Origin of the sequence: Nocardioides insulae DSM 17944 (assembly GCF_000422825.1) — a bacterium.
GTDB classification, from domain to species: domain Bacteria; phylum Actinomycetota; class Actinomycetes; order Propionibacteriales; family Nocardioidaceae; genus Nocardioides; species Nocardioides insulae.
This window is the reverse complement of the sequence record NZ_KE383928.1, coordinates 724,808-740,552: the sequence shown is the minus strand read 5'-3', so window position 1 is coordinate 740,552 and position 15,745 is coordinate 724,808. Positions and strand designations below refer to the sequence as shown.

Annotated in this window: 13 protein-coding genes; 6 read left to right on the top strand and 7 right to left on the bottom strand. The window is 73.0% G+C overall.

Annotation, left to right across the window (positions count from 1 at the left end; translation table 11 throughout):
* Positions 1-2: 2 nt before the first annotated feature.
* A complete protein-coding gene (locus G515_RS0113685; RefSeq protein ID WP_028660588.1) occupies positions 3-1,676 on the bottom strand; it encodes an FHA domain-containing protein in 1,674 nt (557 codons plus the stop codon).
* Entirely contained in the window at positions 1,673-2,494 is an 822-nt protein-coding gene (locus G515_RS21455; protein WP_036555537.1) for a PP2C family protein-serine/threonine phosphatase, read from the bottom strand. Before G515_RS21455 ends, G515_RS0113685 begins: the two co-directional genes overlap by 4 nt.
* Positions 2,495-2,563: 69 nt before the next feature.
* Between G515_RS21455 and G515_RS0113675 the strand changes: the two genes are divergently transcribed.
* The 3 genes from G515_RS0113675 to G515_RS21450 all read left to right on the top strand — a co-directional run bounded on the left by G515_RS0113675 (position 2,564) and on the right by G515_RS21450 (position 7,229).
* Positions 2,564-4,843: a helicase C-terminal domain-containing protein gene (locus G515_RS0113675; protein WP_028660587.1), complete on the top strand. Its 2,280-nt coding sequence runs from the start codon at positions 2,564-2,566 to the stop codon at positions 4,841-4,843.
* 158 nt (positions 4,844-5,001) lie between these two features.
* On the top strand, positions 5,002-6,132 hold the full coding sequence (locus G515_RS0113670; RefSeq protein ID WP_028660586.1) for a thiolase family protein: 1,131 nt from the start codon (positions 5,002-5,004) through the stop codon (positions 6,130-6,132).
* A gap of 113 nt (positions 6,133-6,245) precedes the next feature.
* Complete coding sequence (locus G515_RS21450; protein WP_169570608.1) at positions 6,246-7,229, top strand: LysR family transcriptional regulator; 984 nt, start codon at positions 6,246-6,248, stop codon at positions 7,227-7,229.
* Here the strand turns inward: G515_RS21450 and G515_RS21445 are convergent.
* Positions 7,136-8,035, bottom strand: coding sequence for a LysR family transcriptional regulator (locus G515_RS21445; protein WP_051218379.1), 900 nt, complete (start codon positions 8,033-8,035; stop codon positions 7,136-7,138). The genes G515_RS21450 and G515_RS21445 overlap by 94 nt on opposite strands.
* 112 nt (positions 8,036-8,147) lie before the next feature.
* Here G515_RS21445 and G515_RS0113655 point away from each other — a divergent pair, with 112 nt between their 5' ends.
* The 3 genes from G515_RS0113655 to G515_RS0113645 are packed head-to-tail and all read left to right on the top strand — an operon-like array spanning position 8,148 to position 11,142.
* On the top strand, positions 8,148-8,960 hold the full coding sequence (locus tag G515_RS0113655) for a crotonase/enoyl-CoA hydratase family protein (protein WP_028660585.1): 813 nt from the start codon (positions 8,148-8,150) through the stop codon (positions 8,958-8,960).
* 2 nt (positions 8,961-8,962) lie between these two features.
* The gene (locus G515_RS0113650) at positions 8,963-10,096 is read left to right on the top strand and encodes an acyl-CoA dehydrogenase family protein (protein WP_051218378.1); all 1,134 of its coding nucleotides are present in this window, start codon (positions 8,963-8,965) and stop codon (positions 10,094-10,096) included.
* A complete protein-coding gene (locus G515_RS0113645; RefSeq protein ID WP_028660583.1) occupies positions 10,093-11,142 on the top strand; it encodes an acyl-CoA dehydrogenase family protein in 1,050 nt (349 codons plus the stop codon). The genes G515_RS0113650 and G515_RS0113645 overlap by 4 nt, the downstream gene beginning before the upstream one ends.
* 214 nt (positions 11,143-11,356) lie before the next feature.
* Here the strand turns inward: G515_RS0113645 and G515_RS0113640 are convergent, their stop codons facing one another.
* From G515_RS0113640 to G515_RS0113625, 4 genes are all read right to left on the bottom strand, one after another.
* The gene (locus G515_RS0113640; RefSeq protein ID WP_028660582.1) at positions 11,357-12,331 is read right to left on the bottom strand and encodes an NADPH:quinone oxidoreductase family protein; all 975 of its coding nucleotides are present in this window, start codon (positions 12,329-12,331) and stop codon (positions 11,357-11,359) included.
* A gap of 122 nt (positions 12,332-12,453) precedes the next feature.
* Positions 12,454-14,142, bottom strand: coding sequence for a class I adenylate-forming enzyme family protein (locus G515_RS0113635; protein ID WP_211221037.1), 1,689 nt, complete (start codon positions 14,140-14,142; stop codon positions 12,454-12,456).
* A complete protein-coding gene (locus G515_RS0113630; RefSeq protein ID WP_028660580.1) occupies positions 14,139-14,912 on the bottom strand; it encodes a crotonase/enoyl-CoA hydratase family protein in 774 nt (257 codons plus the stop codon). The genes G515_RS0113635 and G515_RS0113630 overlap by 4 nt, the downstream gene beginning before the upstream one ends.
* A 29-nt stretch (positions 14,913-14,941) precedes the next feature.
* Complete coding sequence (locus tag G515_RS0113625) at positions 14,942-15,745, bottom strand: enoyl-CoA hydratase/isomerase family protein (RefSeq protein WP_028660579.1); 804 nt, start codon at positions 15,743-15,745, stop codon at positions 14,942-14,944.

The window sequence follows — 15,745 nt, the reverse complement described above, 5'->3', positions numbered from 1 at the left end:
GGTCAGGCGTTCAGGACGCGGATGGTGAGTCCGTCCCCCAGGTCGACGATGGCGCCCGGGATCAATTGGACCGGCATGCCCGGCGGGAGTTCCTCCGGCCCGAGCCCGGGCTGGACGAGCACGGTGCCGTTGGTCGAACCGAGGTCGGTCACCACTGCGGCGCCGTGGTCGACTCCGGATCCGGGACGGATCTCGAGATGGGTGGAGGAGATCTCCTGGTTTGGACTGGGCACCGTCACCAGCATCGGCTGCTCCGTGGCGGTGAACCGACTGGCCTCCGGTGCGCGGCCGACGATGACGACTCGGTCGACGTCGACCCGCTCCCCACTGGAGAACTCCAGTCGGGCGACCGGGAATGCCGTGACGCTCGGGGCCGAGGGCTGGCCGGGGATGCCCGGATGCTGGCGCGCGAACTCCTCCCCCGGCGTACCGATCTGGGTGAGTCCGTCGTGGTCCTGGTCGGCCGGTGGCGCGGTCGGCATCCCCTCGGTCATCGCGCCCGGGTCGACCGGGGGCTCGGCCGGCGGCCCGGTCACGGCTGGCATCTGCTCGGTGAGCGCGTCGGCGGCGAGATCCTCACCCTGCTCGTGGCTCGGCCAGTCTCTCGCCCCTTCGCTCAGACCGTCGGCCGAGCCCGCACCGGGCAGCGGCGGCGGGGGCGGAGGGGTCCAGGCCGGCGGCGGCATGGTGGGTGGGGCCGGCGGCGGTCCGGGCGGCGGCGGCATGGTGGGCCCACCGGGCACGGCCGGCGGCACGAACGGAGGCGGCGGCGGAGCGGCCGCGCCCTCCGTCTGCTCCGGGTCCTCCGGCTCGGTCTCCTCGGCGTCACCCTCCGGCACCGGGGGGATCGACGGGTCGGTGAGCGGGTCGGACCCCCACTGCGGCTCGGTCTCCCAGGACGAGATGGACGCGGCTGCCTCGTCGTCGGACGAGTCGCCCTCGGCGGGGGCGGGATCCTCGAACCCGTATGCGTCCTCGAACTGCTCCTCACCCTGGTCCGCGTCCTCGAACTGCTCCTCACCCTGGCCGGCGATCTCACCGTCACCCTGGAGGCCGACCTCCGCGCTGTCGGAGGCCGGGTCGTGGACTTCGGGCACGAGGACGAGCGGGGGTGGTGGCGGAGTCGTGGGCCCGCTGGGCGGGGTCGCGGCCGGCGACCAGGCCGGTGCGGCGGCCTCGGGCGCGGGCGCCGGCGCGGCGGCCTCGGGCGCCGGCGCGGGCTCGGGCGCGGGAGGAGGAACCTCGATCCGCGACACCCGCACGAGCCCGGAGTCGACCAGCATCGGTTCACCCTCGGCACCGCCCTCGCCGACGTCGACATGGAGGTGCGTGACGCCGCTGAGGCGACGCTCGACCCACGTTGCCGAAGAGGAGCCGGTCAGCTCGACCGTGCCGTCGTCCGACTCGAGGACGGCGGTGGCACCGCCACGGATCATCACCCGGGTGACCAGTGCGTCCTCCGGGCCCTCGGTGGCGAGCAGCACGAAGCCGGGCAGGTTGCTCAGACCGGTCGAGACCAGCGAGTCCAGCACCGTGTCGAACTCGGCTCCGTCATCGACCAGCCCCCACAGGGCGCCGGCACGCGCCTTCTCGGTGGGCGGGAGCAGCACGGTGGCGCGTGCGCCCACGATGCCGATCCACTCTCCCGGTCGGTATGAGGTGACCACGTCAGTCACGGAAGGACTCCCAGTTTCTGTTCAAGACTCGCCCGCTGTCGCTCCGAGTCATAGGGGTTCTCGTCCGACCATCCCACCACATCGATGACGATGGCGGTCGCGTTGTCCCGACCGCCCTCGGCCACGGCGGCGAGGACCAGCCGCTCGGCGGCGTCCCGCGGATCCGGTGTCTCGCCGAGGACGGATGCGATCTGATCGGCGTCCAGCATGCCGCTCACCCCGTCGGAGCAGAGCAGGAGACGCATCCCCGCCGGCACGGTGAGATGGAAGAAGTCGGGGTCGACCGGCGTACCGCCACCGAGGGCACGGGTGACGACGTTGCGGTCGGGGTGGACGGCGGCGTCCTCGGGGGTGATGGAGCCCGCGTCGACCAGTTCCTGCACCACGCTGTGGTCGACGCTGACCTGGGTCAGGGTGCCGTCGAAGAATCGGTAGGCGCGCGAGTCACCGAGGTTGGCGAGCAGCCACTGCGGGCCGTGGCTCGCGCGGACCAGGACGGCGATCACGGCGGTGGTGCCGGAGTGGAAGTGCGGCTGACCGGCCGCGCGGTGCTCGGCGGAGTACGCCGCGATCCGGTCCTGGGCACGGCTCAGGGCCGCGGTGACGGCGGCGGTGGCGCCGGCCGGGTCGTACTCCCTCTCGCCCAGGGCGCTGAACTCCTCCACGACCATCCTGCTGGCGACGTCGCCGCCGTCGTGACCACCCATCCCGTCGGCGACCACCCAGACCGGCGGTGCGGAGAGATGCGAGTCCTCATTGACCTCGCGCACGAGGCCCACATCGGTGGCCGCGCCATGGTGGACCTCGAGTTGATTCATCCGCTCCTCCGGTGACCTGCTCGGTCGGGGCACCTCGGGGTGTGGTGCTGGGCGCCTAGAGTAGAGCGAGTGAGTCGAGGGGAGGGACACCGGTCGCTGGCCGACCAGCTCCGGGCCTGGCCCGAGGAGCGGCTCGCCCGGCTCCTGATCCTGCGTCCCGATCTCGCCACTCCTGTCCCTCGCGACTCCGGCCAGTTGGCAAGCCGGGCGGCGACCCGTGCTTCCCTCGTTCGTGCGCTCGACCAGCTGACGCGGGCGGAGCTCGTCGTCCTTGATGCCCTGGTGATCGCGCATCAAACCACCCGTCGGGATCTTCTTCATCTCATCCGTGCGGACGAGACCGGTATCACAGCCGCCCTGGACCGGCTGTGCGATCTGGCCCTGGCCTGGGAGTCGACCGGCGGCCTGCGCGCCCTGACCGGGATCCCGGCACTGCTGACCGGCGGGCCCGAGGGCGGGGTGAGCGGCGTCCGGCCGCTCGCGGAGGACGCCGAGGGCCCCGGGGCGGTGTCAGCGCGACTGGAGGCCCTCTCACCGGCGGCCAGGGCCCTGCTCTCACATGTCGACCGGCAGGGCGGCGAGGCCACCAGCGGCACCGCTCGACTCGACGTCACCCCCGAGGAGGCTGATCACCCGGCCGAGGAGCTCATCGCCCGGCGCCTCCTGGTGCCGCACGGTCGCGTACTCGCGGTGCCCGGCGAGGTGGCCCTGGCCCTGCGCGGTGGCACCACCACCCGGGACCGCTCCGACATCCCGCCGGCCGTGTCGACCTCCGACCGGCCCGCCCGACTCGTCGACCAGGGCGCCGCCGGCGCCGCCTTCGAGGCGGTACGCCGCACAGAGCTGCTCCTGGACGGATGGGGCACCTCCCCGCCGGTCGCCCTGCGCAGCGGCGGTCTGGCCGTACGCGATCTCAAGGCCGCAGCCGGCCGGCTCCAGGTGGACGAGCCGACGGCGGCGCTGCTCGCCGAGGTGGCGTACGCCGCCGGCCTGGTCGCCACCTCCGCCGACCAGGACGGGAACCCGGCGTGGATGCCCACCGACGCCTTCGACGGCTGGGTCGCCGTCGACCCCGCGGACCGCTGGCTGACCCTGGTCGACGCGTGGCTGGCGATGCATCGCGCGCCCGGACTGGTCGGCAGCCGGGACGCCGCGGGCAAGACGTGGAACGCGCTGGTCCCCGAACTGACCAGCGTGCACATCGCCGACACCCGGCGGATGACGCTCGACGTCCTCACCGGGCTCCGACCGGGCGAGGCGCTGGCAGCCGGCACCGGGGCGCCCAGCCTGGTGTCGAGGCTGAGCTGGCTCCGCCCCCGGCGGCCGCGCAGCCGGGCCGACCACGCGGTCTGGACCCTCACCGAGGCCGAGACCCTCGGCGTGACCGGCCTCGGCGGTCCGTCGTCGTACTCGCGGGCCTGGCTGGCAGGCGAGGACCCGCGGCCGCTCCTGGCCGACCTCCTCCCGGAACCTGTCGACCACCTCCTCCTCCAGGCCGACCTGACCGGGGTCGCGCCGGGCCCCCTCGATCCCGCCCTCGCACGCCGCCTCCAGGAGATGGCCGACGTGGAGTCCCGGGGCGGGGCGACGGTGTATCGCTTCACCCCCTCGAGCGTGCGCCGCGCCCTGGACGCCGGTTGGACCGCTACCGAGATCCACACCTTCCTCGGGAGCGTGTCCCGCACGCCGGTGCCGCAGCCGCTGGACTACCTGGTCGATGACACCGCACGCACCTTCGGAAGGATCCGGGTGGGGCACGCCGAGGCCTTCCTGCGGGCCGAGGACGAGACCACGCTCACCGAGCTCCTCAACCATCCGCGCGCCGGCTCCCTCGGGCTGCGGCGGATCGCACCGACGGTGCTGGTGAGCAGTACGCCGATCGACCTGCTCCTCCCGCGGCTGCGCGACCTGGGTGCCGCGCCCGTGGTCGAGGCCGCCGACGGCACCGTGCACGTGGCCCGCCCCGACGCGCTGCGGGCCCGGACCCCGCAGGCACCTCGCCCGACCGGGCTGGACACCGCCCGCTCCGCGGCCCGGGTGAGCGCCGTGGTCGCCGCCGTTCGCGCCGGGGACCGGACCCGGGCCGAGACGGCGGCGCAGACCCCCTCACCCCTCCCCCAGCCGCCCTCCGACGCGGTGGCCGTGCTGCGCGAGGCGATCGACGCCGGCGCACCGGTGCTGATCGAGTACGTCGATGACCGCGGCGTACGCACCGACCGCGTGGTCGACCCCGTCGCCGTCGACAGCGGCCGACTCACCGCCCACGACCATCGCGCCGAGGCCGTACGACGCTTCGCGGTCCACCGCATCACCACCGTTCGGCCCGCCCCCTCCGCCCCGGCGGAGTGATCGCGGCCCGGCCAGACCCGGTCTGCGTGCGAGGGGCCTCCTCGTGTCGAGGCGAGCCATAGGTTGCACCTCACGGCCGGATCAGGAGGCGGTCTTGGTGTGACGGCCGTCGCGCGTGGTTCCTTGGAGGCATACCCCTCAGCCTCGAAGGAGCCCCCATGCGCGACGCCGTCATCGTGGATGCCGTCCGGACCCCCATCGGCAAGCGGAACGGTAGCCTCGCGGGGATCCACCCCGGCGACCTCTCCGCCCACGTCCTGACCGCCCTCGCCGGCCGCACCGGCCTCGATCCCGCCATCGTCGACGACGTGGTGTGGGGCTGTGTGACCCAGCAGGGCGACCAGTCCGGCAACGTCGGCCGGGTCGGCGTGCTCGCAGCCGGCTGGCCCGAGCACGTCCCGGCGACCACCGTGGACCGCAAGTGCGGTTCGGCCCAGCAGGCCGTCGCCTTCGCGGCCGCGGGCGTCATCGCAGGCCACTACGACGTGGCGATCGCGGGTGGCGTCGAGTCGATGTCCCGCGTGGTGATGGGCGCCAACGTCGGCGATGGTGCGCCGTACAGCCCGAGCGTGCTGGAGCGCTACGGCGTGGAGCGGATGAACCAGGGCATCGGCGCGGAGATGGTGGCCGAGAAGTGGGGCCTCACCCGGGGTCAGCTCGACGAGTACAGCGCCCGCTCGCACGCCCGGACCGCCGAGGCGGCCGACGCCGGTGCGTTCGAGGGCCAACTGGCACCGATCGCCGGTCTCACCGCCGACGAGGGCCTGCGTCGTGGCAGCAGCATCGACTCGCTCGCGGGCCTGAAGCCGGCGTTCAAGCCGGACGGCGTGATCCACGCCGGCAACTCCTCGCAGATCTCCGACGGCGCCGGCGCGCTGCTGATCACCACCAGCGAGCAGGCCGCCCAGCGCGGGTGGACGCCGCTGGCCCGGATCCACACCACCGTGGTCACCGGCGACGACCCGGTGATCATGCTGACCGGCCCGATCCCCGCGACCGCGAAGGCGCTGGAGCGCTCCGGCCTCGGTATCGAGGAGATCGGTGCCTTCGAGGTCAACGAGGCCTTCGCGCCGGTGCCGCTGGCCTGGCAGGCCGAGTTCGGGGTGCGCGACGAGGTGCTCAACCCGCTCGGCGGCGCGATCGCCGTGGGCCACCCGCTCGGTGGTTCCGGCGCCATCCTGATGACCCGTCTGGTCCACCACATGAGGGACCAGGGGATCCGCTACGGCCTCCAGACCATGTGTGAGGCCGGCGGGATGGCCAACGCCACCATCCTCGAACTGCTGTGAGTCACTGAGTAGGCGTGCTCCACCCGCCGGGCACGCCTGCGACCAGGCTCCCGGCCCATCGCGGGAAGACCGCGGTGGGCCGGGTCTCAACGTCCGGCAGTAGGCTGCCGGACGTGGACCCGCAACACGTCCGCTACTTCCTCGCCGTCGTCGACCAGGGCAGCATCAACAGTGCCGCCGGGGCGGTCGGCGTGGCCCAGCCGACGATCTCCCAGGCGCTCCGGACACTGGAGCGCGAACTGCGTACGCCGCTGTTCCACCGCATCGGTCGCGGCATGGTCCCCACCTCGGCCGGACACGCCCTGGTCGGCCCGGCCCGCAAGATCCTGCGCGACATGGCGACCGCCGGCGGGAGCATTCCGGACTCCGAGGGGCACTTGCGCGGGCGGCTCGACGTCCGGGTCCAGCCCGCGCTGGCCCGGGGGCCGCTGCCCAAGCTCGTGGCCGCCTTCCACGCCCGCCATCCGCGGGTCGAGATCACGCTCGCCTCGCTCGAGGACGAACGGCGTACCGCCGCGCTCATCCGGGACGCCGTATGCGAGGTCGTGGCCTGTCACCTCCCCCATGTCGACCCCGACTCGGGGCGGCACACGCCCCTCGAGGAGGTGTACCTGGGCACCCAGGAGTACTGGCTGGCCTTCCCGCCGGGGCACGAGGCGCCGGCGGAGAACCCCATGCGCTGGAGCCAGATGGCCAGCCCGATGGTGGCCGTCCCCCAGGGCGGCCAGCACGTCCGCCAGATCTACCGGAACATGCCCACCGAGCAGCAGCACCGCCCCGCTGCGGTGATGCTGGCCAACCGGGACGCGCGGCTCGCCTTCACACTGGCCGGGGTCGCTCCCACCTGGATCGAGAGGTCAGAGGCCGAGATGGCGCGGCAGCACGGCGCAGAGGTCCGCGCGCTCACGCCACCGCTGCCGACGCGATGCGGCCTGGTCTTCGAACCGGAGACCCTCTCACCGGCCGCCGCCGCCTTCGTGGCGATGGCCCGTGATCACGTCGGTCACGAGGACGGCGCCGACCCCGCGGCTGCCGACCCGGCAATCGGGTCCCCGACCAGCAGCGCCAGGAACGCCTCGCCCGCCGGGGAGAGCTGACCGGCGCGGTAGACCACCCCGACCTCCCGCGAGATCTCGGGCTCGGTGACCCGCTCGACGACCCCGACCAGCTGGCTCGAGGAGATCCCCTCCGGGAGGACGGCGGCGCCGGCCCCGGCCATGACCAACTCCCAGAGCAACTGCCGGTGGGCGCACCGGATCCCCGGCCCGGTGGGCAGCACGTCCGGGTCAGTGACCAGGTCGGCCAACGAGTCGTCGATCTCCCGCATCAGCGGCACCCCGGACAGCATCGACTGCGGCACCGGGTCGGGCAGCTCGGCGGCCAGTGCGGGCGGCACCACCAGCATCATCCGCTGCCGGCCGCACGGCACGACGGTCAGCGCGTCGGCACGCACGGGCAGGGTGGTGAGGCCGAGCTCGGCGGTGCCGTGACGTACGGCGTCCACCACGCCGGCCGGACGACGCGGATCGGAGACCCTCACCTGGACACCGGGATGGGCCACCCGGAAGCGATGCACGAGCGAGGGCAGCCGCTCCAAGGTGAGGTCGGGCAGCGCGGCGATCAGGAGCCGCCCCTCCTCGAGTCGGCGTACCGCCTCCACCCGCGCCCGGGCGGCCGCGACGTCGTCCATCACCCGACGGGCGGCCACCTCGAAGCGGCGACCGGCCTCGGTCAGGACCAGCCCTCGTCCACGGCGCTCGAACAGGTCGGCGCCCACGCTGCGCTCGAGGGTCCGGATCGCCTGGGACAGCGATGGCTGGGCGATGTAGAGCGACTCCGCAGCCCGGGTGATGCCCCCGTGGTCGACCACCGCCACGAAGTACTCCACCAGCCTCAGATCCACCTGCTCACCCTAGGGGCTGCGCGCCGCGAGGTCGTGGCATAGGACGTGACTATCGCCACGTTCGCGCGCAGGTCTTTGTGCGCGCCGTCACGGTGGGCCACAGTGTCCCCTTGTGAGTGCCTCCTCCCCGTCCCCGCTGTCCGTGACCCGAGACGGGCATGTCGAGACATGGACCCTCGACCTGCCCGACGCACGTAACCCCATCTCCGGCGACGACATGATCGACGCGATCGTGGCCGCCGCCGATCGGGTCAACCGCGACGTCGACGTACGAGCCGTGATCGTGACCGGCGCGGGCTCGGCGTTCTCCGCGGGCGGCAACATCAAGGACATGCAGCGGGGCGACGGCCTGTTCGGGCACCCCGCCCACCGGCAGCGGGTCGCCTACCGCGACGGGATCCAGCGGATCCCGCGGGCCCTGGACGCCTGTGAGGTGCCGTTGATCGCGGCCGTCAACGGCCCGGCCGTCGGCGCCGGCTGCGACCTGGCCATGATGTGCGACCTGCGGGTCGCCTCCACCACCGCGTTCTTCGCCGAGAGCTTCGTCAAGCTGGGCATCATCCCCGGCGACGGGGGCGCCTACTTCCTCCCCCGGGCGGTCGGCGCCGCGCGGGCCGCGGAGATGGCCCTCACCGGTGACCGAGTCGACGCCGCGACCGCCCTGGAGTGGGGCATGGTCTCGCGGGTCGTCGTCCCCGAGGAACTGCTCGGCGCCGCCCGTGAACTCGCCGACCGGGTCGCGGTCAACCCGCCCCAGGCCGTGCGGATGGCCAAGAAGCTGCTCCGCGAGGCCCAGGGACAGAGCCTCGACACGGTGCTCTCCCTCTCCGCCGCCTTCCAGGCGATCGCGCACCAGACCAACGACCACACCGAGGCGGTTGCCGCGTTCGTCGAGCGTCGTACCCCCGAGCTGACCGGGGACTGACCATGACCTCACTGCTGCCCCCGCCCGTCGCGGACACCCCCGAGCTCCGCACCCTGCGTCGCGACGTCCGCACCTTCGTCGCCGGTCAGGTCGCCGCCGGCGCCTTCACCCCAGACGTCGACACCTGGCTCAACGGCTTCGACCCCGCCTTCAGCAGGGCGCTGGCCGAGCAGGGCTGGCTCGGCATGACCATCCCCACCGAGTACGGCGGCCACGGCCGGACCTTCCTCGAGCGCTTCGTGGTCACCGAGGAACTCCTCGCCGCGGGCGCCCCGGTGGCCGCGCACTGGATCGCCGACCGCCAGGCCGCCCCCTCGCTGCTCAAGTTCGGCACCGAGGAGCAGAAGCAGCGCTTCCTGCCCCGCATCACCCGCGGTGAGCTGTTCTGGGCGATCGGCATGAGCGAGCCCGACTCCGGCTCCGACCTCGCCTCCGTGCGCACCCGCGCGGTCCAGGTGGACGGCGGATGGCGGCTGACCGGCACCAAGGTGTGGACCTCCGGCGCCCACCATGCGCACGCGTTCTTCGCCCTGGCCCGCTCCGCGCCGCTGGACCCGGCACACCGGCACGACGGGCTCTCCCAGTTCATCGTCATGCTCGACTCCCCCGGTGTGGAGATCCGCCCGATCCACTCGATGAACGGCGCGCACCACTTCAACGAGGTGCACTTCGAGGACGTCTTCGTGCCGGACGACCTGGTGATGGGCGAGATCGGGCAGGGCTGGCACCAGGTCACCTCGGAGCTGTCCTACGAGCGGTCGGGTCCCGAGCGGTTCCTGTCCAGCTACCAGCTCCTCGCCGCCCTCGTCGACGCCCCCTCGACCGGGGCCGATCAGCAGATCGGGCAGTACGTCGCCCGCACCGCCGCCCTGCACGAGATGTCCAACAGCGTGGCGAGCGCCCTGGAACACCACCACGACGTCTCCTCGGCCGCGGCCGTGGTCAAGGTGCTCGGCACCGCCCTGGAGGGCGACGTGGCCGACCTCGGGGACGTCCTCACCGAGGACGACCCCGGCGACCCGCAGCTGCGTGCGCTGGTCACCCGAGCCGTGATGCACCGGCCCGGTTTCACCCTCCGCGGCGGCACCAGCGAGGTGCTGCGCGGCGTGATCGCAAGGGAGCTGGGTCTGCGATGACCACCATCGACACCCCCGTCAGCATCGCCGAGGTCGACCCCGACCTGATCGCCACCATGCGCGAGGTGCTCTCCTCCTCGGCCCCGACGCCCCGAGACCCCGACACCGGGGTCGAGTTCGACCAGGCCCTCTGGGACCAACTGGACGAGCTCGGGCTGGCCCGGCTGACCGGTTCGGAGGAATCCGGCGGCAGCGGGGCAGGCTGGGCCGAGTCGGCCGCGCTGCTCACCCAGGCCGCGTCGTTGGCAGTCGCCCTCCCGCTGGCCGAGCACGACCTCCTCGCCGGCTGGCTGCTCACCTCGGCGGGCCTGCCCGTCGACGCCGACCTGCGCAGCGTCGCCGTGCTGGACGCCGACGGATCGGCGCGGGCGGTGCCGTGGGCCCCGGTCGTCTCCCGCATCGTGCTGGCCTGGCCGGCCGGTGACGGCGGCTGGCGGGTCGCCGACGTACCTGCCACCTCGGTGAAGCTGACCGCGGACACCAATCTCGCCGGCGAGCCCCGCGGCGAGATCACCGCGACCCTCGACGACTCCGAGGGCGTGCCGGTCCCCGAGGACCTCATCCGCCGACTGCAGCTGCGCGCCGCCCTGGTCCGCGCCGTCCAAGTGGCCGGCGCCCTCGAGCGCACCCTCGACCTGGTCACCGAGCACGTCACCACCCGAGTGCAGTTCGGACGGCCGATCGGCAAGTTCCAGGCGGTCCAGCACCTGGTCGCCGACATCGCCGCCGAGACCTCCCTCGCCCGCGCCGCCGTCGACGCCGCGGTCCGCACGGTGGCCACGCCCGACGTGGACCTCGCCGAACTGCGGTTCCGCGTCGCCGTCGCCCGCTCCTGTGCCGGCCATGCCGCCTCGGTCGTCGTCCGCAACAGCCATCAGGCCCTCGGCGCGATCGGCACCACCCTCGAGCACGACCTGCACCGCTTCACCCTCCCCGCCCTCGCCTGGCGCGCCGAGTACGGCTCCACCGCCTCCTGGGACCGCGTCGTCGCCGACTCCGCCCTGTCCGTTGGTAGCGACGGGCTCTGGGAGCTCATCGCGGGCTGAGCGGGCTCGGTACGTTTCCCCGGTGCACCGGGGAAAGGTGCGCTACCCGGCCGAAAAATCGGCCAGGTAGCGCACCTTTTCGCTGGGTGCTGTGACGCCAGGGACAGTAGTGAGGTCTACGAGCCCGGCCTTGGGCTCACCCGGCGCGAGGAGACCGTGAGACGCAAGCGTCCGCCGCACCGCGAGGCGGTACGGCGGACGCTCGGCGCAACGGTCAGGGGATCAGGGCGAACTTGCCCACCGCCCGACGCTCCTCGATCCGGAGGAGTACGTCGGGTGCGTCCTTCAGCGCTACGGCGGTGGGGGCCGGCGGGTTCAGTTCGCCGCGGCCGATCCGGGCCAGGACGTCGGTGAGCAGGGCGGTCCGGCCCTCGACCCCGCCGACCTCGCGGGCCCAGTCACCCCAGTCGACGCCCACGACCGAACGGTTGCGCAGGAGCACGATGTTGGCGGGCAGCCGCGGGATCTCGCCCGAGGCGAACCCGAGGACGCAGAAGCGGCCCCCGGCGGCGAGCGCGCGCAGCGCGCTCTCGGCAGCCGGACCACCGACCGGGTCGATCACCACGTCGGCACCGCCGCCCGTGGCCTCCCGGATCGAGTCCTTGAGCCCGTCGTACCCGATCGCGACGTCGGCACCTGCGGCGAGGGCCAGGGCGCGCTTCTCCTCCGTGGAGGCGACCGCGACGACCCGCGCGCCGAGGCTGCGGGCCACATCGACGGCGGCCAGTCCGATGCCACCACTGGCCCCGAGCACCACGACGCTCTCGCCCGCCTCGATCCGCACCCGGTGGGTGGTCGCGAAGACCATGGTCAGGTAGCCCTCGGTGGTGGAGGCGGCGACGGCCGGGTCAACCCCCTCGGGCAGCGGTACGACGGACGCCGCCGGGGCCACCGCGTGGGAACGGTATCCACCGTCCCCGGTGGCCACGGTCACCACCGGTGTGCCGAGCGGGAGGTCGCTCACCCCGCCCCCGACAGCGGCCACGCGGCCGGCCACCGAGGTGCCGGGGGTGAACGGCAGCGGCGGCAGCACCTGGTAGCCGCCGCGCACGATCAGTCCGTCGACGAAACTGACACCGGCCGCGTCGACCTCGATCACGACCTCGCCCGGACCGGGGAGCGGGTCGGGTTCCTCGACCAGTGCCAGCTTCTCGGGGGAACCGAACTCGGTACAGATGATGCGCTGCATGAGACTCCTGTGAGATGAGTGCGGGGGGCTGAGCCGCTCGAAGCAGCCGCCGAAGCCGCGATCGGTGCCCGGGGTCACCCGGGCGCCCCCGGGTGACCCCGGGCAGCCCGGGCTTGGGGCGTTCAGTTGTTGGCGCGGGCGCGGAGATCGGTCTTGAGGATCTTGCCGGCCGCGTTCGCGGGCAGGGCCTGGATCACGTGCACCTCGCGCAACTTCTTGTAGGGCAGGACCCGCTCGGCGACGTAGGCCTGGACCTCATCGGGGTCCGGCTGCGCTCCGGGCGCCGCGACCACGAAGGCGATCGGCAGCTGCCCGACCGCGGCGTCCTCGCGGCCGACCACCGCAGCCGCGGTGATCGCCGGGTGCTGGACCAGGAGCTCCTCCAACTCACGGGGGTACACGTTGTACCCCTTGTAGATGAGCATGTCCTTGAGGCGGTCGCTGATGAACAGGAAGCCGTCCTCGTCGAAGTAGCCGATGTCCCCGGTGCGGAGCCAGCCGTCGACGAACTGCTCGGCGGTCAGCTCGGGATGGCCGGCGTAGCCGTCGGTGACCTGGGGTCCCTTCACCCACAGCTCACCGTGCTCGCCCGCCGGCAGAACGGCACCGTCCTCGGACCGGATCTCGACGGTCACGTCGGGAAGCGGGAAGCCGACGCTGCCCAACTTGCGCGCGCCATCGCGGTACGCCGGACCGGAGGTGACCACGCAGGTGCCCTCGGTGAGGCCGTAGCCCTCACAGACCACCGCACTCGGGAAGAGCTTCGAGAGCCCCTTCATCGTCTCCAGGTCGATCGGCGCGGCACCGGAGGTCAGGACCTGCAGGGAGCTGAGGTCCAGGCGTTGCCCCTCCGGGGAGGCCACCAGTGCGTGACACAGGGTCGGGCTGGCGCTGAGGTAGGTGGCCCGCTCGGCCTCGATCATCTGCAGCAGCCGATCAGGCGAGAACCGGCCCATGATGATGACCCTGGCTCCGGAGGCCAACATGAACGAGGTGTTCAGCAATGCCTGGGCGTGGTACATCGGGCCCACCACGATGCTGACGCCCCGCCCTTCGGGCAGGCCGCAGTCCTCCCGACCGATGGGGTCGAGTTCGTAGCGTCCCTCCCGCATCGCGACCGTGCGGCCGGTCCGCCAGGCGACGGACTGGCAGATGTTGGCGATGACGTTGCGATGCAGGACCCGGACGGCCTTCGAGCGGCCGGTGGTGCCGCCGGTGAAGGCCAGGTGCGCGACGTCCCCGGAGGTGACGCTGAGTACCGGGGGCTCGGCGGGGTGGCCGGCCACGAAGTCGGCGATCCGGGTGACGCCCTCGGCGTCCGGCACCTCGGCGGTGACCGGGGCGGCGGTGGTGCCCGGCACCACGACGACGCGACGGACGGTGCTGCCGGCTCCCGCCTCCAGCACCGTGGACACGTGGTCGGGATGGCTCAGGACGACGACCGCACGGGAATCCTCGATCTGGCTGCGCAGACCGCTGACGGTGTGCAGCGGGTTGCACGGCGAGACGGTGGCGCCGGCGAGCATGGCGCCCCAGTACCCGACCACGATCCAGCGGCAGTTGGGCAGGTGCAGGAGGACGGTCTCGCCCTCACGGACGCCGTCCGCGCGCAACGCCTGCGCGAACGCCGAAGCCTCGGCGAGGAGTTCCGCGTAGGTGAGCTGCTCCTCGCCGTCCTGTACTGCCACCCGGTCGGCGAAGCGGCGGGCGATCCCCGCGAAGAGCGCACCGACCGGAACGGCGGGGTAGTCGAGGTTCCTCGGCACCCGTTCGGGCCACAGGTCGGTGCGCTCGGCCACGGTGACGGTCACCGGCCGGTCCACTTGGGGGCGCGCTTCTCGGCGAATGCGAGCGCCCCCTCCTTGGCGTCGTCGGAGGCGAAGACCGGGCTCACGATGGCCCCCTGGCGCTCCCAGCGCTCCTCCACCGGCCAGGCACGCGACTCGACCATGACCTGCTTGCTCGCGCGGACGGCGAGCGGGCCGTTGGCCGCGATGGCAGCCGCCAGCTCCAGCGCGGTGTCCAACGCGGCGCCGTCGTCGGCGACCCGGTTGACCAGGCCGAGCTCGTAGGCCCGCTCGGCACCGAGGAAGTCACCGGTCAGGGCCAGCTCCATCGCCACCGCCGGCGAGATCAGGTCGGGCAGCCGCATCAGGCCGCCGGCCGCGGCGGCCAGGCCGCGCTTGACCTCGGGGATGCCGAACTTGGCGCCGCGACCGGCGGTGACCATGTCACAGGCGAGGACGAGCTCGCAGCCGCCGGCGAGGGCGTAGCCCTCCACGGCCGCGATCAGCGGCTTGGCCGGGGGCTTCTGGGTCAGGCCGGCGAAACCGCGGCCGGGAATGCTGGGGCTCTCGCCGCGCAGGAAGCCCTTGAGGTCCATGCCGGCGCAGAAGGTGCCACCGGCACCGGTGATGATGCCCACCGACAGGTCCTCGCGGGCGTCCAGCTCGTCGAGAGCGGCAGCGACGCCCTGCGCGATGGCGAGGTTGGCGGCGTTCTTGGCCTCGGGACGGTTGAGGGTGATCACCATGACGCCGTCGTTGGTGGAGACGAGGACGTCGTTGTTCTGCTCGGTCATGTCGGCCTTTCGGTTCGGTTGTTGGGGGGTCAGGAGTTCTTCGCGGACGAGTCGTGGCCCGACGGGCTCACCTGGAACTGTCCGGTGAACTCCGGCTCGGTGCGGTTGCGGAAGGCCGCCATCGCTGCGGGGGCGTCGGTGGCGAAGTTGACCGCCTGCGCGGTGCCCTCGGCCTCCAGCGCGTCGTGGAAGGAGCCCTGCGAGGCCTTGTTCAGCAGCGCCTTGGTGGAGGCCAGGCCGATCGGCGGGCCGGCGGCGAGCCGGGCGGCGAGGTCGGCGACGTATCCGTCGATCTCCTCGACCGGTACGACGTAGGTGGCCAGTCCGATCCGCTCGGCCTCGGCGGCGTCGATCATCTCGGCCAGCAGGGCGAGCCGCTTGGCCTGGAGCATGCCCACGGTGTGCGGGAGGAGCCAGGAGGCGCCGGCGTCCAGGGACAGGCCGCGGCGCGCGAAGATGGCGCTGAACCGGGCCCGCTCGGAGGCGACCACGAAGTCGCACGCCAGCGCCAGGCTCAGGCCCGCACCGACGGCGACGCCGTCCACCTTGGCGACGACCGGCTGCGGCAGGTCGTGCAGGGCCAGGGCGACGTCGTTGAAGTGCCGGATCCGGCGCAGCGGGTGCTCCGACCGGGTGCCGCTCACGTCGGCGCCCGAGCAGAAGTCACCGCCCTCGCCCTGGAGCACGACCGCGCGCACCGAGTCATCGAAGCCGGTCTCGCGCAGGAGCGGGAAGAGCTCCTCGAGGGTGGCCGGGTCGATCGCGTTCTTCTTGGCCGGGTTGTCGAGGGTGATGACGCGGACCGCGCCGTCGTCCTTGTAGTGCATCGGCAT

Excerpts from the sequence above, each read along its gene's own strand:
- G515_RS0113645 (WP_028660583.1), top strand. The coding sequence starts at position 10,093 with ATGACCACCATCGACACCCCCGTCAGCATCGCCGAGGTCGACCCCGAC.
- G515_RS21455 (WP_036555537.1), bottom strand. The coding sequence starts at position 2,494 with ATGAATCAACTCGAGGTCCACCATGGCGCGGCCACCGATGTGGGCCTC.
- G515_RS0113650 (WP_051218378.1), top strand. The coding sequence starts at position 8,963 with ATGACCTCACTGCTGCCCCCGCCCGTCGCGGACACCCCCGAGCTCCGC.
- G515_RS0113625 (WP_028660579.1), bottom strand. The coding sequence starts at position 15,745 with ATGCCGATGCACTACAAGGACGACGGCGCGGTCCGCGTCATCACCCTC.
- G515_RS0113630 (WP_028660580.1), bottom strand. The coding sequence starts at position 14,912 with ATGACCGAGCAGAACAACGACGTCCTCGTCTCCACCAACGACGGCGTC.
- G515_RS0113670 (WP_028660586.1), top strand. The coding sequence starts at position 5,002 with ATGCGCGACGCCGTCATCGTGGATGCCGTCCGGACCCCCATCGGCAAG.
- G515_RS0113640 (WP_028660582.1), bottom strand. The coding sequence starts at position 12,331 with ATGCAGCGCATCATCTGTACCGAGTTCGGTTCCCCCGAGAAGCTGGCA.